The organism is Cryobacterium sp. 10C3, assembly GCF_034314285.1.
In the GTDB taxonomy this organism is placed as follows: Bacteria; Actinomycetota; Actinomycetes; order Actinomycetales; family Microbacteriaceae; genus Cryobacterium; species Cryobacterium glucosi.
The window spans coordinates 3,745,642-3,766,126 of record NZ_JAVIWF010000002.1 but is presented as its reverse complement, the minus strand read 5'-3'; the positions used below and the strand labels follow the sequence as shown (position 1 = coordinate 3,766,126).

General features: G+C 67.7%; 20 protein-coding genes, 2 pseudogenes and 1 riboswitch. Of the genes and pseudogenes, 14 read left to right on the top strand and 8 right to left on the bottom strand.

Annotated features, from left to right (window positions below; all coding sequences use genetic code 11):
• The first annotated feature begins 25 nt into the window (after positions 1–25).
• The 9 genes and pseudogenes from RGU41_RS18945 to RGU41_RS18905 all read left to right on the top strand — a co-directional run bounded on the left by RGU41_RS18945 (position 26) and on the right by RGU41_RS18905 (position 7,068).
• Positions 26–985 carry a carbohydrate ABC transporter permease gene (locus RGU41_RS18945; protein WP_134446821.1) on the top strand — a complete coding sequence of 320 codons (960 nt, stop codon included), beginning with the start codon at positions 26–28 and terminating at the stop codon, positions 983–985.
• The gene (locus tag RGU41_RS18940; protein WP_322137110.1) at positions 982–2,055 is read left to right on the top strand and encodes a carbohydrate ABC transporter permease; all 1,074 of its coding nucleotides are present in this window, start codon (positions 982–984) and stop codon (positions 2,053–2,055) included. The genes RGU41_RS18945 and RGU41_RS18940 overlap by 4 nt, the downstream gene beginning before the upstream one ends.
• On the top strand, positions 1,952–3,457 hold the full coding sequence (locus tag RGU41_RS18935) for an alpha-N-arabinofuranosidase (protein ID WP_322137109.1): 1,506 nt from the start codon (positions 1,952–1,954) through the stop codon (positions 3,455–3,457). The genes RGU41_RS18940 and RGU41_RS18935 overlap by 104 nt, the downstream gene beginning before the upstream one ends.
• Positions 3,458–3,654: 197 nt before the next feature.
• Positions 3,655–4,032, top strand: coding sequence for a LacI family DNA-binding transcriptional regulator (locus RGU41_RS18930; RefSeq protein WP_322137108.1), 378 nt, complete (start codon positions 3,655–3,657; stop codon positions 4,030–4,032).
• Positions 4,033–4,118: 86 nt separating this feature from the next.
• Positions 4,119–4,289 carry a hypothetical protein gene (locus RGU41_RS18925; protein WP_322137107.1) on the top strand — a complete coding sequence of 57 codons (171 nt, stop codon included), beginning with the start codon at positions 4,119–4,121 and terminating at the stop codon, positions 4,287–4,289.
• 33 nt (positions 4,290–4,322) lie between these two features.
• Positions 4,323–4,748, top strand: a pseudogene (locus RGU41_RS21125) (GNAT family N-acetyltransferase); the annotation flags it as partial.
• Positions 4,646–5,707 (top strand): sterol carrier protein domain-containing protein, encoded by a 1,062-nt coding sequence (locus RGU41_RS18915; protein ID WP_416173192.1) that lies wholly within the window; start codon positions 4,646–4,648, stop codon positions 5,705–5,707. The pseudogene RGU41_RS21125 and the gene RGU41_RS18915, both read left to right, overlap by 103 nt.
• A gap of 103 nt (positions 5,708–5,810) precedes the next feature.
• Positions 5,811–6,698 carry a DsbA family protein gene (locus RGU41_RS18910; RefSeq protein ID WP_322137105.1) on the top strand — a complete coding sequence of 296 codons (888 nt, stop codon included), beginning with the start codon at positions 5,811–5,813 and terminating at the stop codon, positions 6,696–6,698.
• A gap of 10 nt (positions 6,699–6,708) precedes the next feature.
• Positions 6,709–7,068, top strand: coding sequence for a CHY zinc finger protein (locus RGU41_RS18905; protein ID WP_322137104.1), 360 nt, complete (start codon positions 6,709–6,711; stop codon positions 7,066–7,068).
• A gap of 80 nt (positions 7,069–7,148) precedes the next feature.
• Here the strand turns inward: RGU41_RS18905 and RGU41_RS18900 are convergent.
• Positions 7,149–9,414 (bottom strand): annotated as a pseudogene (locus tag RGU41_RS18900) (HelD family protein).
• Positions 9,415–9,548: 134 nt separating this feature from the next.
• A riboswitch (cyclic di-GMP riboswitch) is annotated at positions 9,549–9,622 on the top strand.
• Between the two features lie 88 nt (positions 9,623–9,710).
• Here RGU41_RS18900 and RGU41_RS18895 point away from each other — a divergent pair.
• On the top strand, positions 9,711–11,987 hold the full coding sequence (locus RGU41_RS18895) for a putative bifunctional diguanylate cyclase/phosphodiesterase (RefSeq protein WP_322137103.1): 2,277 nt from the start codon (positions 9,711–9,713) through the stop codon (positions 11,985–11,987).
• Positions 11,988–12,104: 117 nt separating this feature from the next.
• Here RGU41_RS18895 and RGU41_RS18890 read toward each other — a convergent pair whose 3' ends face one another.
• Complete coding sequence (locus RGU41_RS18890; RefSeq protein ID WP_322137102.1) at positions 12,105–12,737, bottom strand: ATP-binding cassette domain-containing protein; 633 nt, start codon at positions 12,735–12,737, stop codon at positions 12,105–12,107.
• Here RGU41_RS18890 and RGU41_RS18885 point away from each other — a divergent pair.
• Positions 12,736–13,137: a substrate-binding domain-containing protein gene (locus RGU41_RS18885; protein ID WP_322137400.1), complete on the top strand. Its 402-nt coding sequence runs from the start codon at positions 12,736–12,738 to the stop codon at positions 13,135–13,137. The two genes, RGU41_RS18890 and RGU41_RS18885, sit on opposite strands and share 2 nt — an antisense overlap.
• A 7-nt stretch (positions 13,138–13,144) precedes the next feature.
• Here RGU41_RS18885 and RGU41_RS18880 read toward each other — a convergent pair whose 3' ends face one another.
• The gene (locus tag RGU41_RS18880; RefSeq protein ID WP_322137101.1) at positions 13,145–13,621 is read right to left on the bottom strand and encodes a universal stress protein; all 477 of its coding nucleotides are present in this window, start codon (positions 13,619–13,621) and stop codon (positions 13,145–13,147) included.
• 157 nt (positions 13,622–13,778) lie between these two features.
• Here RGU41_RS18880 and RGU41_RS18875 point away from each other — a divergent pair, with 157 nt between their 5' ends.
• On the top strand, positions 13,779–14,648 hold the full coding sequence (locus RGU41_RS18875) for a hypothetical protein (RefSeq protein WP_322137100.1): 870 nt from the start codon (positions 13,779–13,781) through the stop codon (positions 14,646–14,648).
• A 28-nt stretch (positions 14,649–14,676) separates the two neighbouring features.
• Here RGU41_RS18875 and RGU41_RS18870 read toward each other — a convergent pair whose 3' ends face one another.
• A complete protein-coding gene (locus tag RGU41_RS18870) occupies positions 14,677–15,234 on the bottom strand; it encodes a MarR family winged helix-turn-helix transcriptional regulator (protein ID WP_322137099.1) in 558 nt (185 codons plus the stop codon).
• Positions 15,235–15,319: 85 nt separating this feature from the next.
• Here RGU41_RS18870 and RGU41_RS18865 point away from each other — a divergent pair, with 85 nt between their 5' ends.
• Positions 15,320–15,751 carry an organic hydroperoxide resistance protein gene (locus RGU41_RS18865; protein WP_322137098.1) on the top strand — a complete coding sequence of 144 codons (432 nt, stop codon included), beginning with the start codon at positions 15,320–15,322 and terminating at the stop codon, positions 15,749–15,751.
• Positions 15,752–15,880: 129 nt separating this feature from the next.
• On the opposite strand, the gene RGU41_RS18860 is transcribed toward RGU41_RS18865, so the two are convergent.
• Both RGU41_RS18860 and RGU41_RS18855 read right to left on the bottom strand, forming a co-directional pair.
• Positions 15,881–16,501 (bottom strand): hypothetical protein, encoded by a 621-nt coding sequence (locus tag RGU41_RS18860; RefSeq protein WP_322137097.1) that lies wholly within the window; start codon positions 16,499–16,501, stop codon positions 15,881–15,883.
• Positions 16,459–16,704, bottom strand: a complete 246-nt coding sequence (locus RGU41_RS18855; RefSeq protein ID WP_322137096.1) for a hypothetical protein — start codon at positions 16,702–16,704, stop codon at positions 16,459–16,461. Before RGU41_RS18855 ends, RGU41_RS18860 begins: the two co-directional genes overlap by 43 nt.
• Positions 16,705–17,228: 524 nt before the next feature.
• Between RGU41_RS18855 and RGU41_RS18850 the strand changes: the two genes are divergently transcribed.
• Complete coding sequence (locus tag RGU41_RS18850; protein ID WP_322137095.1) at positions 17,229–18,086, top strand: hypothetical protein; 858 nt, start codon at positions 17,229–17,231, stop codon at positions 18,084–18,086.
• 166 nt (positions 18,087–18,252) lie between these two features.
• On the opposite strand, the gene RGU41_RS21120 is transcribed toward RGU41_RS18850, so the two are convergent.
• Complete coding sequence (locus RGU41_RS21120; protein WP_416172979.1) at positions 18,253–18,714, bottom strand: PA14 domain-containing protein; 462 nt, start codon at positions 18,712–18,714, stop codon at positions 18,253–18,255.
• 7 nt (positions 18,715–18,721) lie between these two features.
• Positions 18,722–19,678 carry a zinc-ribbon domain-containing protein gene (locus RGU41_RS21115; protein ID WP_416173191.1) on the bottom strand — a complete coding sequence of 319 codons (957 nt, stop codon included), beginning with the start codon at positions 19,676–19,678 and terminating at the stop codon, positions 18,722–18,724.
• Positions 19,679–20,485: the final 807 nt, after the last annotated feature.

The window sequence follows — 20,485 nt, the reverse complement described above, 5'->3', positions numbered from 1 at the left end:
ACCACCCGGCCCCTGGAAAGGAACAATGTTGTCCTCAACCATCGAGAGACGCTCCGTCACCCCGGACCGTGCTTTCCTGAAAAAACCCGGCCGGCTCGGATCGGGCGTCAGCGCCCGGCGTGCACGCTGGGGGTGGCTCTTCGTGGCCCCCTTCGCCGTCTTCCTGGTGCTCTTCCTCCTCACGCCCCTCGTCTACGCCTTCATCCTCAGCCTGCAGAACAAGACCGTGGCAACGGGCACCCACTGGGTCGGCCTCGACAACTACGCCAAGGCCTTCACCGATCCTCTCTTCCTCGAGGGCGTCTGGCTCGTCGTGCGGTTTTCGATCATCCTGATCCCGATCCAGATGCTCGTCTCGCTCGGCGCTGCCCTGCTGCTCGACTCGATCACGAGCCGGTTCTCCAAGTTCTCCCGGCTGATGATCTTCGTTCCCTACGCGGTTCCCGCCGTGATCGGCGCCCTGATGTGGGGCTTCCTCTACAGCCCGAGCTTCGGCCCCGCCGCAGAGGTCGCCGGCTGGTTCGGCCTCAACGCGCCGCAGTTGCTGTCGCCGGACAACATCTTCGGCAGCCTCGTGAACGTCGTGACCTGGCAGTGGGCCGGCTACTACATGATCATCATCTACGCGGCGCTCCAGGGCATCGACACCTCGATCTATGAGGCGGCCAAGATCGATGGCGCCAACGCCTGGCAGACCGCGCTCCGGATCAAGATCCCGATGATCTCGTCCTCGCTCGTCCTGATCCTGGTCTTCGCCCTGATCGGAACCCTGCAGTTCTTCACGGAGCCCCAGATCCTGCGGAGCATGGCCTCGGGATCGATCACCGCCTCGTACACGCCGAACATCTACGCATACACGCTCGCGTTCTCCTATTCGCAATTCAACTACGCCTCGGCGATCTCGTTCGCCCTCGGGCTCGTCGTCTTCGTGGGCTCCTATATCTTCCTGCACTTCACCCGTAAAAAGAGCGGACTGAACTCATGACCGTGCTCGTTTCGACCACCTCACCGCGACCGGAGAAGCAGCGGTCCCATGCCTCCCGCGAGGCCAGCCGGGCCGGCGGGCGTCGCGTCCTGCCGCACCTCGTCCTCGTCGGCCTCATCCTCTATTTCGCGCTTCCGTTCTGGTGGCTCATCGTCGCGAGCACCAAGGACCAGGCGACGCTCTTCAGCGGCGACACGAGCCCGCTCTGGTTCGGGAAGTTCAACCTGATCGACAACATCCAGCTGTTGTTCACGTACTCGAACGGGCTGTACTGGCACTGGCTCGGCAATTCGTTCCTCTATGCCCTCACCGGCGGCATCGGCGCGACCGTCATCTCGGTGCTCGCCGGCTACGGCTTCGCGCAGTACCGCTTCGCCGGGCGCACCCCGTTCTTCGCCCTGGTGCTCGGTTCGGTCATGGTCCCCGCGACGGCCCTCGTCATCCCGATGTTCGTGATGTTCAGCGCGACCCACCTGACGAACACGATGTGGGCGGTGATCCTGCCGTCCATGCTCAATCCCTTCGGCGTCTACCTGATGCGGGTCTACACCCAGGATGCGATCCCGGACGAGATGATCGACGCCGCAAGGATGGACGGGGCCGGCGAGTTGCGGATCTTCTTCCGCGTCGCGCTCCCCTGCTCCGCCCGGCCCTCGTCACCGTGCTGCTGCTCGAAGCGTCGTCGGCACCTGGAACAACTATTTCCTGCCGCTCGTGATGTTCTCCAACCCGAACCTGTTCCCCGTCACCGTCGGGCTCGGCGCCCTGCAGACCCAGGCCGGCGTCAACACTGGCGGGCAGTCGCTCTGGACCATCGTCATCGTCGGAGCACTGGTCTCCGTTATCCCGCTCATCATCGCCTTCCTCACGATGCAGAAGTACTGGCAGGGCGGGCTCTCCCTCGGCAGCGTCAAGTAAGCATCCGCACCTCTTCCACCCATCTCGATTCCAAAGGACTTTCCTCGCGTGACACAGGCAACAATCGTCATCGACCGCTCAGCCGTCGTGGCACCCATCAACCGCCGGATCTTCGGTTCCTTCGTCGAACATCTCGGCCGGTGCGTGTATGACGGCATCTATGAACCCGGCCACCCGACCGCCAACGCCGACGGGTTCCGGCTCGACGTCGTCGACCTCGTCAAGGAGCTCGGCTCGACGACCATCCGCTACCCCGGCGGCAACTTCGTCTCCGGGTACAAGTGGGAGGACGGCGTCGGACCGCGCGCGGACCGACCGGTGCGCCGAGACCTCGCCTGGCACTCGCTCGAGAGCAACCAGGTCGGCCTCGAGGAGTTCGCCCGCTGGTGCGCCCTGACGGACTCCGAGCTGATGATGGCCGTCAACCTCGGCACCCGCGGCATCGACGCCGCCCTCGACCTTCTCGAATACGCCAACCAGCCCGACGGGACGGCGCTCAGCGAGCAGCGAATCCGGAACGGCGCGGTCGAGCCGTACGACATCCGGATGTGGTGCCTCGGCAACGAGATGGACGGACCCTGGCAGATCGGCCATATGTCTGCCGACGACTACGGGAAGATCGCGGCTCGCACCGCATCCGCCATGAAGACCGCGGACAAGAGCCTCGAGCTCGTCGTCTGCGGCTCCTCCGGTTCTGCGATGCCGACCTTCGGGGAGTGGGAGCGGGTCGTGCTCGAGCACAGCTACGAATACGTCGACTACGTCTCCTGCCACGCCTATTACCAGGAGCGCAAGGGAGACCTCGCTTCGTACCTCGCGTCCTCCCTCGAGATGACCTATTTCATCGAGACGGTGAAGGCCACGGCGGACCACGTCAAGTACAAGCTCCGCAGCGAGAAGACCATCCAGCTCTCCTTCGACGAGTGGAACATCTGGTACCTCGACGAGCACCAGGCCTCGGAGGAGGTCAACGAGGAGTGGCGCCACGCGCCGCGGCAGCTCGAGGACGTCTACTCCGTCGCCGACGCCGTCGTGCTCGGCAACCTGCTGATCACGCTCCTGCAGAACCACGACAGGGTCGGATCCGCTTCTCTCGCGCAGCTCGTCAACGTCATCGCGCCGATCATGACCGAGCCGGGCGGGGCGAGCTGGCGCCAGACCACGTTCTTCCCGTTCTCGGTGACCTCGAGACTCGCCCGCGGCGTCGTGCTGAAGCCCCGGATCGATGCCGGGACCTATGACACGGCCCTCTACGGTGCAGCGCCCCTCGTCGACGCCGTCGCGACCTTCGATGCCGAGACGGGCGCATCCGCCGTCTTCCTCGTGAACCGCAGCCAGACGGAGTCGATCCAGGTGTCGATCGACGTCTCCGGCCTCGACGCGACGTTCCTCACCGAAGCGGTCACCCTGCACGATGCGGATGTCTACGCCAGGAACACACTCGCCGACCAGAATCGGGTCGGCCTGAAGCCCCTCGACGGCGTGCTGCTCACCGAAGGGGTACTCACCGTCATCCTGCCGCCGGTCTCCTGGTCGGCACTCGCGCTGAACTAGGTTCCGAACGCCCGGCAGCCACTGCCGGCAGGCAGAATTCCCCCGGTCGCCCCGCCGGGGGAATTCCCGGTTCCGCAGGAGAGTCTCAGGCCCGCACACGCCTTCCCCGCGCCCGGCGTGCCACAATGACAAGCACCTGCCGAACCGCGACCCGAACCGCGACCCGGCCCGCCAGTCCCCAGGAAGGGGATGGACCGATGAGTCCGTCATCCAGGCTACCCACCCTGCTCGACGTGGCCACCGCGGCTGGCGTGTCCCTCGCCACCGCGTCGCGTGCCCTGAACGGCAGCACCCGCACCGTCAACGGGGACTACCGCGACCGGGTCTTCACGGCCGCCGCCCAGCTCGGCTACACTCCCAACCTCTCGGCGCAGGCCGTTGCCACGGGAAGCACCCGGACGGTCGCCCTTGTCGTCACCGACATCGCGGACCCGCGCGACGCATTCCTGGCATCCGGCGTGATCGACGCGGCAGCGGATGCCGGACTCACCGTCACGGTGACCGTCACGGCAGGCGATCCCGACCGTGAACTCGCACTCGTCCGATCCCTGCGCGGGCAGCGCCCCGGATCCTGATCCTCGCCGGACCGCCGTCCCCCGATGACACGGACGGCACTCCGCTCACGGACGAGCTGCGCTCCTTCGAGGCCGGCGGTGGCCGGGTGATCGTACTCGGCGAGCGTTCCCTCGGCTTCGCGACCGTGCCACGCGGCGAGATCGACTCCGAGGCGGGGCCGGAGTCCCTCGCCGCCGTCGGCCGCGCGGCCGTCGCACGAGCGCTCGTCCCTCCGGTCCCCGGGCCCGGGACGCCAGCCGCGACCGTCGCGAGCTGACTCCGGCCGGTCCCCGGCCAGTACAGTAGGGCCGTGAACGACTACACGGCACCCGACTTCGCACGCACGCCCATCGACGAGGAATCGGCGGCCGTGCTCGCGATCGGCGGCCTCGAACTGCGCCTGATCGACGCCGCAGACACCGAGGCCCGGCGACACTGGCACCGCGCGACAGCGCGCGGCTTCCACGAGGGCGCGCCCGACGACAACGAACTTGTCCGCCGCCTGGCGAACACCGCAGGGGATCGCGTGACGGCCGTCCTCGACGCGACCGCTGCCGATCCGCTCACCCCGGTCGCGACGGTGCGGTCCTGGCCGATGGGCCTGAGCGTCCCCGGCGGCGGCACGCTGCCCGCCTGGGCGATCAGCTCGGTCACCGTCTCGCCGACGCACCGCCGCAGAGGCCTCGCCCGCGCCCTGCTCACCGCCGAGCTCCGCACCGCGCACGGGCTCGGCCTGCCACTCGCCATGCTCACCGTGTCGGAGGCCACTATCTACGCGCGATACGGGTTCGGGCCGGCCGCGCACCAGGCAAGCATCACCATCACCACCGGCGACGCACGGCCGGCCCCGGCAGCCCCGACGGACACGGGGCGGCTGCACTTCGTCTCCCCGAATCGCTGCGCCACGACGCCCCGGCGATCTTCGACGCCGCCAGAAGGCGCGGCGCCGGTGACGTCGACCGTCGCGACAGCCTCTGGGACCAGATCCTCGGACTCACGACCCCCGCGTTGGCCGAGCCGTCCGAGGCGGCAGCCCCGACCCCGACGACCGCCGCCACCCCGACGCGGCAGACGGTGCGCTTCGACGACCCGACCGGCCGACCGAAGGGATTCGCGGTCTACAGCGTCACGCTCGAGGGCGACGCCTACCCTGGTCGGCTCGACGTCGTCGACCTGGTCGCGGCGACCGACGCGGCATACACAGCACTCTGGCGCTTCCTGCTCGACCTCGACCTCATCGGAGAGGTCTCCGCCCCGCTCCGGAGTACCGCGGAGCCCCTCGTCTGGCAGCTCGAGAACCCCCGGGCCGTGCGCGCCTCCGCCGAACGCGACCACCTCTGGCTGCGCCTCCTCGACGTGCCTGCCGCACTCGAGCACCGCCGATACGCCGCACCCGGCGTCTTCCTCCTCGATGTCTCCGACGACCTCGGCATCGCGGGGGGCGAGTTCCTGCTCACTGTCTCTCCAGACGGTGCCGGCTCGGCGCATCCGCTCGCCGCGGGCGAGGCCACCCCGGCGGGAGCGGCCCACCTCAGCCTCTCGGTCGCCGCCCTCTCCGCCCTCTACCTGGGCGGCCCGAGCGCCGTCGTGCTGAGCCGCGCCGGCAGGGTCACCGAGCACACGGAGGATGCCGCGACGCAGGTCGACGCCGCATTCCGCTCAGGGCAGCCGCCGCACCTCAGCACCTGGTTCTAACCCTCCTCACAGCTGGCTCCCAGCCCGATGGCACGGGGCGTGGAGGTGGACGGCCTAACCTAGATTCGATAAGTCACTCGCGACGAAACGGTGTACAGGGTCTATGAACAGCAACCTCCCCGGCAAAGGCACGCCCCCGAAGAAGGACCGCCGCGATGCGGCACGGGAGAGCGCCCGCTTGATGCGTGAAGCCCAGCAGAAGAAGGACAAGCGAAACAAGCTGTTCCTGCGAGGCGGCATCGGTGCCGGACTGGTTGCGATCGCCGTCGTCGTTGCCCTCGTCATCGTGAACAGCAACGGCCCCGCGGCCGCCGGCCCGCTGAACATGGCCAGCGATGGGGTCCTGCTCACCGGCGACGGAACGACCATCACCGCCGTCCCGACGGCCGCCCTCGCCGCGGACGCCACGCCGGTCGCGACCGACCAGACCACGCTCACGAGCACTGCGAACATCGTCGTCTACGCCGATTACCTGTGCCCCTATTGCGGCCAGTTCGAGACCACCAACGGCACCGCGATCAACTCCTGGGTCACCGCGGGCAACGCGACGCTCGAGTACCACCCGATCTCCATCCTCGACGCCAACTCGGCCGGGACGAAGTACTCGACCCGGGCAGCGAACGCCGCCGTGTGCGTGGCCAACTACCAGCCCGCCGCATTCCCGGCCGTCAACGCCGCCCTGTTCGCCCAGCAACCCGCTGAGAGCACCGCCGGCCTGACGGATCAGGAACTTGTGAGCCTGGTCACGACCGCGGGAGCCACGGACGCCGGCATCACGAAGTGCATCACTGACGGTGCCTTCAAGTCCTGGGTCGGCAATGCGACCAAGCGCGCCCTCGCCGGCCCGCTGCCCAACTCGACGACCCTCACCAAGGTCGCCGGAACCCCGACCGTGCTCGTCAACGGCGTCGCCTACACCGGCTCCCTGACCGACGCGACGGTGTTCTCCACCTTCGTCCAGGACCAGGTCACCGCAGCCGCCAAGAAGTAGGCGGCCGCTGGTGCAGCCACCGGGCCGAAAACTGCTGGGCACGACCGACCTCGAGGTGTTCGGCGAGCCCGTCGACGACGAGACGCGGTGCGTTCACTACAACACGGCGGCGGATGTCGTCGCGATCCGGTTCTACTGCTGCCGCCGGTTCTACCCCTGCCACCTCTGCCACGCCGCCGCGGCCGATCATGCCGCGCGGCAGTGGCCGGTCGCGCTCTGGGCGGAGCAGGCGATCCTCTGCGGAGCCTGCCTCCGCACCCTGAGCATCACCGACTACCGTGCCGCGACACGCTGCCCGCACTGCGCGGCGCCCTTCAACGACGGATGCCGGGCGCACGCCCACCTCTACTTCGAGGCGCCCAGCCCCTGACCCCGCCGCCTCGCCCGCCCGGCGCGGTCCCGTCGCGGAACTTCACGGGCGGCGCGAAGGTGAGGCTCAGCGGGCGAGGGTCAGCGGGTGAGGCCGGCGGGCAGCGCGGAGTTCAGGTCGGCGACGAGGTAGAGACGCTGCGTCGCGCGGGTCATGGCGACATACAGCGATCCGGCCCCGCGCTCCGAGGCGGCCACGATGCCTGCGGGATCCACGACGATCACGGCGTCGAACTCGAGGCCCTTCGCGTCGCGAGGCCCGAGGAGTGCGATCTCCCTGCCGAGCCCGAGGGCGCCGAGACCGACCCGGTCCCCGAACTCCGCCGAGAGCTCCGCCCCGACGGCCTCAAGCGCCGCATCGGCAGCGATCACGGCGAGGGTACCGCCCGCACGCAGCGCGCGCTCGCGGTGAACCGCTGCCGCGACATCCGCTTCGACGGTTATCGGCCACTCACTCGCGCGAACCGCCCGCGAGGGCGTCACCGGCAGCCCGTGCGCGATCGCCATCTCCTCGGCCGCGGTCGCGATCTGGCGGGGTGTGCGATAGTTCACGGTCAGTTCCTCGAGGCGCCAGCGCCCGGCCTCGAGGGAGGCGTCGAGGATGGGCGCGAGCGCCTCCTTCCAGCTGCCGGATGCTGAGGCGGATGCGGCCTGCGCGATATCGCCGACGACCGTGAACGACCGGCGCGGCCCCCGGCGCAGCAGCAGCCGCCACTGCATCGGCGAGAGTTCCTGCGCCTCGTCGACGACGACGTGGCCGTATGTCCAGGTGCGGTCGACGGCCGCACGCTCGGCGGTCGTGGCCCGGTCGCCGAGCTCAGCGAAGTTGTCTGCCAGGGCGCGCGCGTTGACGAGACCCTTCACGTCCATGTTCGCGATTGCGAGTTCGGCATTCTCGATGTCGCGTTTGCGCTGTTCCTTCTGCTCGCGCTTCTGGGCGGCGTCGACGACGTTGTACTCGCCGAGGTGCTCGGCCGCCTCATCGAGCAGCGGGATATCGGCGATCGTGAACTCGGCGTCCCTGGCCCGGTGCAGGAGCGCCCTCTGCTCCGCACTCCAGCCCGGGGTGAGCTCGGCGAGCCATTGCGGGCGTGCGTAGAGATCCTGCACGAGCTTCTCGGGGGTGAGCGGCAGCCACGCGGTGTTGAGCGCGACGCGCACGCCATGTGCCGAGCCGCAGGTCTTCGCGCAGCATCGGCAGGTCGGACTCGTCCATCGAGGCGCCGCCCTGCTGCAGCTGGCGCAGCCAGTCGCGCGCGAGCGCGCCGATCGCGGTCTTCACGAAGGTGACCCTCGCGAGGTTGTGCGGCTTGCCGCCCTCGCGCGCCTTGGCGATCGCGTTCGCCACGAGCTGCGGGGCCAGGGTGATTTTGTCGCCGTTGACCTCGAGCTGACGGGGCCCCACCGGGATCCGCTGCCGGGAGCGCACCGCATGGGCGATGAGCGCGGCCATGAAAGCCTGGCCCTTGAGCGCCGCGACGGCGGGGACGTCCTCGCGGGTCGCCTCGACGCCCGGGTACAGCTGCCCCACGCTTGAGAGAACCACCCCGGTCTCGCCGAGCGACGGCAGCACCGCCTCGATGTACTGCAGGAACGAGCGGGACGGCCCCACGATGAGCACCCCGTTGTGCTTCAGGCGATCGCGATGCGTGTAGAGCAGGTACGCCGCACGGTGCAGCGCGACGGCGGTCTTCCCCGTGCCCGGCCCGCCCTGGACGACGAGCACTCCGGCGAGGTCAGAGCGGATGATCCGGTCCTGTTCCGCCTGGATGGTCGCGACGATGTCGGGCATGTGCCCGGTGCGCTGGGCGGTCAGCGCGGAGAGCAACGCTCCCTCCCCCTGATGTTCGGAGGATTCTCCGCCGAGGCGTTCGGCGTCGAGGATCTCGTCCTCGATCCGGATGATGGTCCGCCCCCTGGACTGCAGGTGACGCCTGGCCCTGGCTCCCAGCGGGGTCGCGGCCGTCGCCTGATAGAACGCACTCGCCTGCGGCACCCGCCAGTCGAGCAGCATCGGCTGCAAGTCTTCGTCGCGCAGCCCGACCCTGCCGATGTAGCGGAACACGGAGTCGCCGCTCGCGTCGTCCGCGGCCAGTTCGAGCCGGCCGAACGCCAGCCGGTCGTCGATCTCCCGCAACTGCACGATCCGGTCCTCGTAGAGGCGCGCAAAGGTGTCCCGCTCGGAGCGGGTCTGATGATTTCCGCCGACGTCGAGCAACCGCACCGCCGTCAGCTGGTCCTCGGCCTCCCGCTGCAGCGCGTCCAGACGCGCGTACAGCGTTGCCACGTAGTTCTGTTCCCGTTCAAGCTCCAGGTCGACCACCGAAACACCCCTCAAATCCGACATTCGAGTTTACCCGACACGGATGGGTGCTCCTTTCCGGTCGAGAGTGACCGCAACACCGGTCGCTCTCGACCGGAATGGCCCTCGGGCAGGGGGCGGCTAGGCTTGGCCTGTGTGAGGAAGCACCCATTTCTGCGGTCTCATACAGGCACACCCGTCGAAAGGCGGGGTCGCAAAGGCACGGGACCCTTGGGTTCGCCGGCCTACACACTGACGGGACTCGGCCTCACATGACCGGCACACAGCATCCACAAGCCCATTTCTCCAGGCTCTGGAATCCATTTCGCCGCCCGGAAGGAATGACGGAGGGCACCCGGTGGCTCTTCACCTGGCTCGCGATCGCCACGCTCCTGCTCACGATCCCCGCGATCCTGGCCTCCGACACTGAAGGAGCGCTCCTCATCGCCCTCACGACCGGGGCCGTCCTGATCGCCTCCTGGTCTTACGGGTTCGTCACGGGACGGGTTCCGCTCATTCTCGACCTGATCGATTCCGTCGCCTTCGTCGCACTCGCCCTCGCGCTGCCGGATCCCGCTGCCGCACTCGGTGTCGTCTTCGGCGCCGTCTGGCTGCGCGGACTCTACGGTTCCACGACCAGGTCCCTCGTTCGCTGCACCCTCTATTCGCTTGGACTCGTCACCACGGTCCTACTGTGGGCCCCGGTGCATGGGCCGACCGCCGTGATCTTACCCGCGACCACCCTGGGCACGATTCCGACCGTCTTCCTCACTTTCGTGATCGTGCGCCAACTGAGCATCGTTCTGCGGTCCATGGAACAGTCAATGCGCCGCGACCGCGAACTCGCGGCGACCGGATCCCTGCTGCTCGGCGTCGTCGACGAGGCGGACATCTGGGTCATCGGCTGGGCCGCGGCCCAGGAGATCTGCGTCGCGACCCCCGGACTGCGTGTCGTCCGGGTCGTACGCGACGGTCCCGCACTCCGGGTAGTTGGCTCGTCGGGCGAATTCGCCGTCCTGCCCACGGAACTCCCGGCCGAGGTCGTCGCCACATCCAGCGGCGGCTCCACGACGGGCTCGACCATCGCGGACCCGAGCGCACTGGATTCCGCCGTCGGCGCTCCCCTGGCCTGGGCCTGCCTCGCCTCGAACGCGCAGGCGAATGCCTGGATCTTCGTTGGCGCCCCCGGGAAGATCCCGGCGGAGGCCCTCGTTTCGGTCCGGGCGCTCTCCAACCAGGTCTCGCTGGCCCTCCGCAACAGTACGGTCCAGGGGGAGCTCACGGTCCAGGTCAGTTCGGACCCGCTTACCGGTCTCAACAACCGTGCGTCGTTCATGACCAAGCTCACCGCGATCCTGGGCACGGTCGACGATGCCAGCGGCGTCCACATCTTCTTCCTCGATCTCGACGATTTCAAGGACGTCAACGACCTTCTCGGACACCGGGCCGGAAACGAACTCCTCATCGAGGTCGCCGAGCGGATGCGGTCAAACACCGGGAGCAATGCCATCTGCGCCAGGCTCGGTGGCGACGAGTTCGCCATCATCCTGGCCGGCAAGAGTGATTCCGATGCCCTCTGCATCGCCACAGACCTGGGCAGGTCGATCGCCGAACCGGTGACCCTCGAGCGGAACACCGCGCAAGTCGGCGTCAGCATCGGCATCGCCACAGCAGCAGCAGGGATCGACATCGAGGATCTGGTGCACCAGGCGGACGTGGCGATGTACGCGGCGAAGGCCAACGGCAAGAACCGCGTCCAGGTCTTCGAGCCTGGCCTCCTCCGCGTGGACAATCCCAGGGTCACCTTCGAATGGCAGCTCGCGGCCGCGGCGGCCGCCGACGAGCTCGTCGTGCACTACCAGCCCATCCTCGATCTCCCCGGGCTGCAGTGCACCGCCGTCGAGGCCCTCGTCCGCTGGCAACACCCGGAACGCGGCCTGCTCTTCCCCGGTGACTTCATCGATGTCGCCGAGCGGACCGGAGCGATTATCGGTATCGGCGCTTTCGTGATGCGACGCGCCTGCCTCGACGCCGCGGCATGGCGGACGGCCAATCCTGGAGCGACGGTGGCCGTGCACGTGAACGTTTCGGCCCACGAGCTCGACCGCGAGGGGTTCGTCGACTCGATCATCGGCTGCCTGGCCGACACCGGGACCCTCGCGAAGGATCTCATCATCGAACTCACCGAGACCGTCGTACTGGATTCCCCCGCCGCGATCGGTCGCCTCCGCGCGATCGGAGCGCTCGGCGTCGGGATCGCAATCGACGACTTCGGCACGGGCTATGCCTCCCTGACGTCATTGCGCGCGCTCCCCGTCGACATCGTGAAGATCGACATGAGTTTCGTCGCCGGCGCGGTGTCCAATCCCTTCGACCGCTCCGTCATCGAGGCGATCGTGCGGCTGTGCGCCCAGCTCGGCGTCGCGACGGTCGCAGAGGGCGTCGAGCGGCTTGACCAGCAACGTCTCCTCGAGGCCCTCGGCACGGGTGGGGTGCAGGGCTACCGCTATTCGCGTCCCCTGTCGGCCGCCGACCTGACCGCCTGGCTGGAGGCCAATCGCGCCGAAGCGGGCGGGGCGGAAACGGATGTCGGGGGTTTGCTCCGCACGAGCGTCTGAGACCAGCGCGCACGGTCTCAGGACACGAAGACGGCCCCCGGGCGGAGCACTGCGAGTGTCTGCAGTGCGCCGCCAGGGGGCTGCTTCGTTTGCTTCCCGGAGCGTCCGACCGGCGGGTCAGTCGCCCTCGACCCTGACCGTCTGGATGGTTCCGGTGAGCACACCGATCAGGCGATCCCCGTCGAATTCCGAGGTGGGGGCATCCATGACGATCTTGCCGAGCCGCAGCACGACGACCCGGTCGGTGACCTCGAGCACATGAGGTAGGGTGTGCGAGATGAAGATCACGCCGAGCCCCTTCGCCTTCGCGGCCTTGATCACATGCAGCACCTCGCCGGCCTGCCGTGCACCGAGGTGGTTGGTCGGCTCGTCGAGGATGATCACGCGGCGCGCCCACGCCACGGCGCGGCCGATCGCCACGGCCTGGCGCTGACCGCCGGAAAGCTGGGACACCGGGCGGTCGGATGCCGGAACGGCGATCCCGACGCGCTCGAGGTCCTCGTGGGCGTCATGCTCCATCTCCTTGCGGGCCAGGAAGCCCATCTTGCCGAAGATTCCCTTGACGGTCTTCTCCCGGCCGAGGAACACGTTCTGCGACACCGTGAGGTGAGGGGCGAGCCCCGAGTCCTGGTGGAGGGTTTCGACGCCGGCCTCGAGCGCCTCCCGGGGCGAACCCCAGGTCCGCTCGACGCCGTCGAGGTAGATCTTGCCGCCGTTGGGCTGGTGAGCCCCCGAGAGGGACGCGGGCATCCCTCCCGAAGACCAGGTCTGGCATTTCAGCGAAGACGTCCCCGAGTCATCGGAGGCCGCGGTCGCAGAGATGCTCGACCTGGCCTCCCCACCCACGGTCATCTTCACCTCCAACAACGACATGGCGCTGTCCGTGCTCAAGGTCGCGGGTTCGCGGGGGCTCGCGATCGGACGCGAAGTGTCCCTGGTCACGGTCGACGACAGCCCGTGGGCGGCATACATGGTCCCGGGGATCACCGTCGTCGCGCGCCCGGTCGAGCAACTCGGAGAGCTCGCCGTCGAACGGCTCGTGGCCGAGATCGAGTCACCGGGTCAGCCGGTCGAGGACATCCAACTCCCGACGGAACTCATCCCCCGGGCGTCGGTCGCCGACCTCAGGAGCCCCGCGGCCGGACGCTAGGGGCCGCTCAGGCCGGTACGCCGGGCCGCACCACGAGCACAGGGCAGTCCGCGTGTCGCACACACTGTTCACTGACCGACCCGAGCAGCATCCCGGCGAGGCCGCCGCGCCCGCGGGAGCCGACCACCAGCATCCGTGCGCCGCGGGAAACACTGATCAGGCAGCTGAGCGGCGTCGCGTACGCCGCCCGGTACTCGACGGGCACTCCCGGATGCTTCGCCGCGATCGGCCCGGCATCGGCCTCGAGCTTCTCCCGTACCGCGCCGGCGTAGTCGGTGAGGGGCGAAACATAGCCGAACTTCCAGTCGGCCGGGCGTGGGGCCGTGTCGATCGACCAGGCCCGGACGACGACGACGGATGCGCCGAGCGGCCCGGCGAGGTCGAGGGCGACCGCGAGCGCATGGTTCGCATAGTCGGAGCCGTCGTGCCCGACGACGATACTGCCGGTGGGAGCTGGAGACTGGTCTGCATCGATGCCTGACATGCTCCCACGCTACTCCCGGCAAAGGGGGCGCGACGGAAAACACCCCCGACCGCGAGAAAAACCGTCGCGGCCACCCCGCACCGTCAGCCCCGCGTCAGCCCTGGCGCTGGCACCTCTCCGGCCCCGATCGTTTGCCGGGCCCGGTTAGGGTGGAGTCATGCCTCTCCGCGCCTCCCAGCGACGAATCCTCATCGCCGTCGCGACGGTCGCCGCGATCGTGGCCGGCGGCTTCCTCGTGCGCTCGGTCGTCGTGCCGCGGACGGCGCCCTCCGATCCCGCCGTCTTCGACGCCGGCGCCCTGATCAGTGACTACAACTTCTTCAACCCCAATGCGATGACGACCGACGAGGTGCAGTCCTTCCTGGAAGGCCGGAACTGTGTGCGACGCGACGAGTCGCCGTGCCTCTGGGAGTACCGCGAGTCGACCGTGTCCGAACCCGCGCAGGGCCCCGGCCACTGCGCTGCGTACGCGGGCGAGCCGAACGAGCGTGCGAGCACGATCATCGAGAAGGTCGCCGAGGCCTGCACGATCAGCCCGCGGGTTCTCCTCGTGCTGCTGCAGAAGGAACAGTCCCTGCTGACCCGGCCCAGCGCATCCGGCTACCTGCGGGCGACGGGCTACGGCTGCCCGGATACCGCCGACTGCGCCGCGGAGTACTTCGGCTTCTTCAACCAGGTCTACCGGGCCGCGTGGCAGTTCCGGCAGTACACCCAGGAGCCCGAACGCGCCTACAAGGTCGGCGCGGTCAGCGTCGCGTACAACCCCGACGCCGCGTGCGGCGCGGCGACGGTTCAGATCCGCAACCAGGCCACGGCGAACCTGTACAACTACACCCCGTACCAGCCGGATGCCGCGGCACTCGCCGACACGAACGGCGACGGAGGCGGATGCTCGACGCACGGAAACCTGAATTTCTGGCTGTTCTACAACACCTGGTTCGGATCCTCGCTGAGTGAACCGTACCCCTCCGTGTTCGCGTCCTGCCTCAATCTCGTCGGCGGGCAGCCGTGCCCCGCACCGAGCTGATCCCGACGGCGTGAGCGGCGCCGGGAGGTCAATCCCCCGCAGCGGCAGCGCCGCGGGAACGCCGGAACGCCGACCGCTTCGGACGTGACCGCAGCTGCGCGCGCACGTCGCCGAGGATCTCGGTGACCGTCGCGAGTTCCTCCGGCCCGATGCGGTCGAAGAGCATCTCACGCACGAGCGTGACGTAACCCGGTCCGCCGGCGGCGAGTGCTGCCCGACCCGCTGCGGTGATGTGCGCGATGACGGAACGTTCGTCGCCGGGTGACGGGCGTCGCTCCACGAGCCCGAGGGCCTCGAGCCGGGCGACCTGATAAGTGAGTCCGCTGCGGGACACCGTCAGCGCGTCCGCGATGTCGGTCATCCGCAACCGCCCCTCTGGCACCTCGAGGAGCCGGAGCAGGATCTCGAACTGGGCAAGGGTCAGGCCCACGGCATCCCGCAACTGGCGGTCTGCGGCGAACTGCACGATGTTCGCGGTCTCGACGATGGCCGCCCAGGCTCGCATCTCCGCGGGCGACACACTCGGGGCCGCGCCGATCCGCTCAGGATCGCCCGGATTCGCACCGCCCGATGGGGGAATACTCACGACTCGCTCCTAGTTGTTTCGAATACGAAGCACTTCCACAAGGGCCACCCCCAGTCTGCCCCGGCCCACCACGAAAGAAGACACAATGAGCACCGCCGTCTACACCGCATCCGCCACTTCCTGGGGCGGACGAACGGGCAAGGTCGTCACGAGCGACAACAAGCTCGACCTCGACCTGTCCATTCCGGCCGAAATGGGCGGCGACGGCGGCGCGGGCACGAACCCCGAGCAGCTCTTCGCGAGCGGCTGGGCGGCGTGCTTCCACAACGCGCTCAAGGGCGTCGCCCGCCAGCGCAAGGTCAGCGTCACCGACTCCGCCGTCTCACTCGAGGTGCACCTCGTCGGCGGAATGGCCACCGGCTTCGACTTCGAGGTCACGATCGAGGCCCAGCTGCCCGGCGTCGACCCCGTCGTCGCCCAGGAGATGCTCGAGGCGGCCCACCAGGTCTGCCCGTACTCCCGCGCCACGCGCGGAAACATCCCGGTGACTCTCGTCGTCATCCCCGACGAGGACTGACCCCCCGCCGCACCCCCGCGCCCCGAGCGCATCGCCGAGCGCGGGTCTTCCGCCGTTGCGCGGGTGGTCGACCACCCGCGTGGCGGCGGAACGCCCGCGCTCGGTCCGGCGGGCGAGCGGATGCCCGCGTCAGCGCCGGTGGTGGATCCGAACCTTCGCCGGCGCCGGCGTGGGAGTCGGAGTCGGGGTGAGAGTGGCCGTCGGCGTCGGCGTCGGCGCAGGCGCCACGACCACGGGCGCCACGGGCGCCGTGGCACCGAGGCCGAGGAAGGTCGCGTCGAACGAGTTCAGGTCGACGAGGACGCCGTTCAGGTTGTGCTCGAACTTCTGCTGCACGCCGATCCGCGGATTCGCGGCGGTGTTCCAGCCGCCGTATGACACCGCAGCGGGCGCGCCCGTGTCGGCGAGCCAGCCGCTGTAGTTCACCGCACCGGCATTGGTGTCCCAGAGCGGCACGTCGGCGAAGGCGCCGCTGTTGTTCATGATGCTCGGCCACATCCCCGAACCGCTGTAGATCACCGGCCGCACACCCATCGCACGCACCCCGTCGACCATCGCGCGGGTGACCGGCGAGCTCCCGGTCTCGACGTCGAGGGCGAAGAACTGCAGTTGCGACTGGTACGGGCCGGCCGCGGCGATCCCGCCCTGCCAGCACGTCGCATCCCGGGTATAGACGGCGATCTTGAGGCCGGCGTCGAGCGCCATCTTCAGCTGGGCCTGTGTGTGCTCCCAGGGGCGCAGCTGCCCCACGCGGTCGAGTGCATCACGTAGAGACGGATACCCTCGTTGTACGCCTGTGTGAACCAGGCCGGGTCCGTAATGATGTTCGCGGAGTCGACGACCTTGACGGACGACGGCGTCGCCGCCTGGGCGGAAGAAACGTTCGTGGGGGCGATGAGGCCGAGTATAGCCAGCGAAAGCGCAAGCGCTGCCGCCAGGTGATTCTTGTTCATTTAAGGGGACTCCGAAGTACCAGATCGTGGTGCTGAACCCGGTAACTCCAGTGTCAAATCACTTCAGTGTCGCGCGTACGTCGCCGGAGCTGACTGTTCGTCAGACTCAACGGGTGGAACCAGGTAATGAGATATTCTGTCTATGGTGACACATCCTCACGTTGAGCACTAGTCCCCCAACGAGGGACACGCTGCGGCCGCCGACTCAGCCGAGAGCGTAATTCCTGCACCGCCGGGCCCGGACCCGGTGTCGCCATCCACGGAGAGTCGCGCGCTTGGACCGGCCCCGGAAACGCCCGGTGAGAGCGGCAACCTGACCCTGGATGCCTGCCGGACGACGGCCGACATTGGGCGGGAAGTCCTGGCAACACTCATCCGTCTCCTGGGCTGGGCACCCAGCAGACACGGAGGGTCTGGCCGACCGGGCTGCCTAGACTCGCCACGTGCTGCCGGCATCGGTTCGCCATCCGGGCCCGCCCTGGATTGCACCCACCGTCGGCCGCACGCAATCGAAAGGAATAACTGTGACCCAGAACAAGAACTCCTCGGCTACCGCCACCTCTCGAAAGAAGCGCCTCACGATCGGCGCCGCCTCCGTGCTCGCCGCGGGTGCCCTGCTCGGCACCGGCATGCAGGGAGCAACGGCCAGCCCGTTGGGCGGAACCGCCGAACCGGGCACCCCGTCGACCCCGTCGGCATCCGCCCCCGCTACCCCGGGCGCCTCGTTCTTCAGCTCCGTCGCGCACGAGCTGCGCGGGGACCTCGCGCACGGACAGGACTTCGGCGAGAAGGCCCAGAAGGTCGCCGCGACGATCTCCGATCACGCCGAGCTCTTTGCGAGCCTGCCTGCGAATCTGCAGGCCGACCTGACCACCCTCACGCAGGCCTCGGACGGGGACCGCACCGCCGCCGCCGAATTCATCGCCACGTCGGCTCTCGCCGGGAACTATGGCGGGCAGGCGCAGGCGCTCGCCGTTGCGATCCAGGCCGACCCGGAGCATCCGCTGCGCGCCGCCCTGCACGCAGCGCTCGAGGGCAGCCTCGACGCCGGCACCCCCGGCGCCGGCGGCGACACCGCGACGGACACCACGGACGCGGGTCCCGCCGTCACCAAGCTCGCCCTGAGCCTTGTCGACAACCCCGCCCTGTTCGACAAGCTCCCGGTCGAGCTGCAGAGCGCCCTGACCGCGCTCAAGGCACTGCCGGCGGAGCAGCAGGATGCCGCTGCCCAGCAGATCGCCACCGACGCCGGGACCGGGACCTACGGCCCGGAGATCCAGAAGATCGCCGAGCACCTGGCACACGGCGCAGCGCAGGACACGGGGCACGACGCTTCGGGGCACGACGCTTCGGGCCACGCCGACGCCACGGCCGCCCACTAGCCGGCCGGAGCGAACGAGGAAGGCCGGGGGCGCAGTGCGCTCCCGGCCTTCCGCCGTCCTACCGGTCCAGGTGTCGTTTCGCGATTTAGTTGGCCACTTTCGCAAGGAGTTGGCCACCGATTTCACTAAGAACTGTCAAATTTGTCGCATCTGACTTGGCCACTTGTCAATGGCCCGGGCGTAGCGAGCTCATGGGGATGAGCTCACCGGAACCGCGCGCGACGCCAGGCTGGCCCCGTCCAGTACAACCGGGGGCTGGCTGTGGCAGCGGTATCGAAGTACTCCACCCTGATGCGGGATGTCTGCCGGCTGTCGCTGTTACGTTGCCGTCCGGGGACCAATGGGAGGCCGCGTTTTTCCAGTCATCAAGGACAAGGTTGTCGTCGATCCAGATCCGGGTTCCGTCGTCCGCCTGGGTCTGCAGGTGATATATGCCGCCTGTCGGGAACGTGACCAGACCCGTCAGCGGCAGTGACCAACCATCAGCCGGAATATTGGCGATCGGAGCCGACAGACCCCAGTCTCTCGAGAATGTACCATCGGCAGTGCCAATGCCAAGCCCGTAGGCCTTGGGCGTGCCCGCCAAGCTGACGTTGTCGAAGTACGTGGCAGGTCGAGTTAGCCACATCTCGACTCTAGAGCGAAGCGCCCACACCCTCGCGCCTTGCAATAGCGTGCCACCGGAGATAGTCGGTGCATTTCCGGCAGTATCTGTCAGGGCGCATCATCCGGATTTCGGTTTGGTACGGTTTCCCACAGCGGCACGTGAACCAAGCCTTTTGAGCTGAGCCAGGGTGCACGTCGGCAGGCGTGAGTGCCCCGTTCATCGTCGGATGCCACCGGGATGCAACTTCTGGAACTGCGCTTCCGAGGTCTGTCTCGCCTTCAACAATTCGTCTGCCTGTGCATTTTGTGCAGCCCACCCAGTGTCGGGTTCGGACCGCGACAACGCATTGGTACTCATGCCCGTTTGGGCAGAGCCACCAGAGCTTCTTCTGCGAATGGGCAAAGATGTTCTCTGCACGCAGGCCATCATTAAGTGTTGGGTGAAGCTCGACTGCAATCGATGGGTACACGGCCCCGAGGTCAGTTACCCCGGGCAGCAAGCGTCTTGAGGTGCAGATTGGGCAGTTGCCGTCTCGCCGTTGTCGGTCGCGAACCGTCGAGCTGAAGGGATGCCCTTTATCGCAAATCCACCAAACCTCGTTGCGGTACTCGTCTACCAGTGGTGGCGGTTCTGGCGAAGAGTTTCTTTCGGGGTCCCATTGCCGAGCGAACTGTGGGTACTTCGAGCGAACATCTATGACGGCACGGTATCGATGGGGGTCTCCGCACCCTGGACAGCTTGGATGAACGACGAACTGGTAGACGGGTCGCTGAAACTCATGACCTCGGTCTGGACAGCGCCACCAAGCGTCATATGCTGAGCCAGCCGATACCGTGTGAATTTCGCGGGGCGCATTGCGAATCGGATTCCAGAACCTCGCCGTGAACGGGTGCGTCGCTTCCAAATCGCTCAGCCCGGGTATTGGACGCTTCTGGTTGCAGAATGCACAGACCGCCTTTGCCGCTGCTACTTTCACCTCGCACATGGATGTGGTCACATGCCCGTTAGGGCAAATCCAGGTGCAGTTTCCACTGTCCCCGCTTCTGAGGGTGTCGAAGGGCCGGCCGAGGCCGTGCCACCAAAACTCCATGCGCAAATCGCCCCGCGTGTTGCGCAAGGAACTATAGGCGCTCGGCTTATCCATGCGTGTGTACACGGGTTCAATATGCATTGGGGAGTCAGGGCTGTTAAATTCCGGGAATCCTGGCATCACGCCGGAGCGAAGCTGTGGCCAAGCCGAGTAGTCGATACCGTCCAGGCATAGGTCATGCCTCCAGACTTTTTCAACCGGATACGCAGCTTCCCGTTTCCCGTCTGGCTCATCCCGCGTCGCGGTCGCCACCCGGAAGAAGGTTGGGCGCAACCAGATTCGCAGCTCCTCCGCCAAGCTGCCGGTGGGGCCGCGCACTTCCCGGACCAGCACTTCGCCCAACAGGTCGAGCACATCGGTTTTGGTGTTGGTCGGGCTTAGGAGGCTTGTCAAGAATCGCCCGGAAAGCAGCTGTTTCAGGAGCGCTACCGTTGTGGGGAATGTCTCCGCATACCGGTGAGATTCACGGTCGTATTTTGGGTGCGCTGCGAGCGGGAAAGCCTCGTTGTGTCCGTCGATTTCTGCCCATGAACAGACAACTCTCCAAAGCGTCGTGAACTGGTAGGTATCGAAATTGGGAAGGCGCGCAAGGTGGGCCAGGGTTTGGTTAGCACGGCGGTAGCTTGGGAAAGCGTCAACGGAAATCTGAGATGACGGGTCAGTGCCGGGCCCTACCCAACGGTTGTGCTGAGAACACACGAA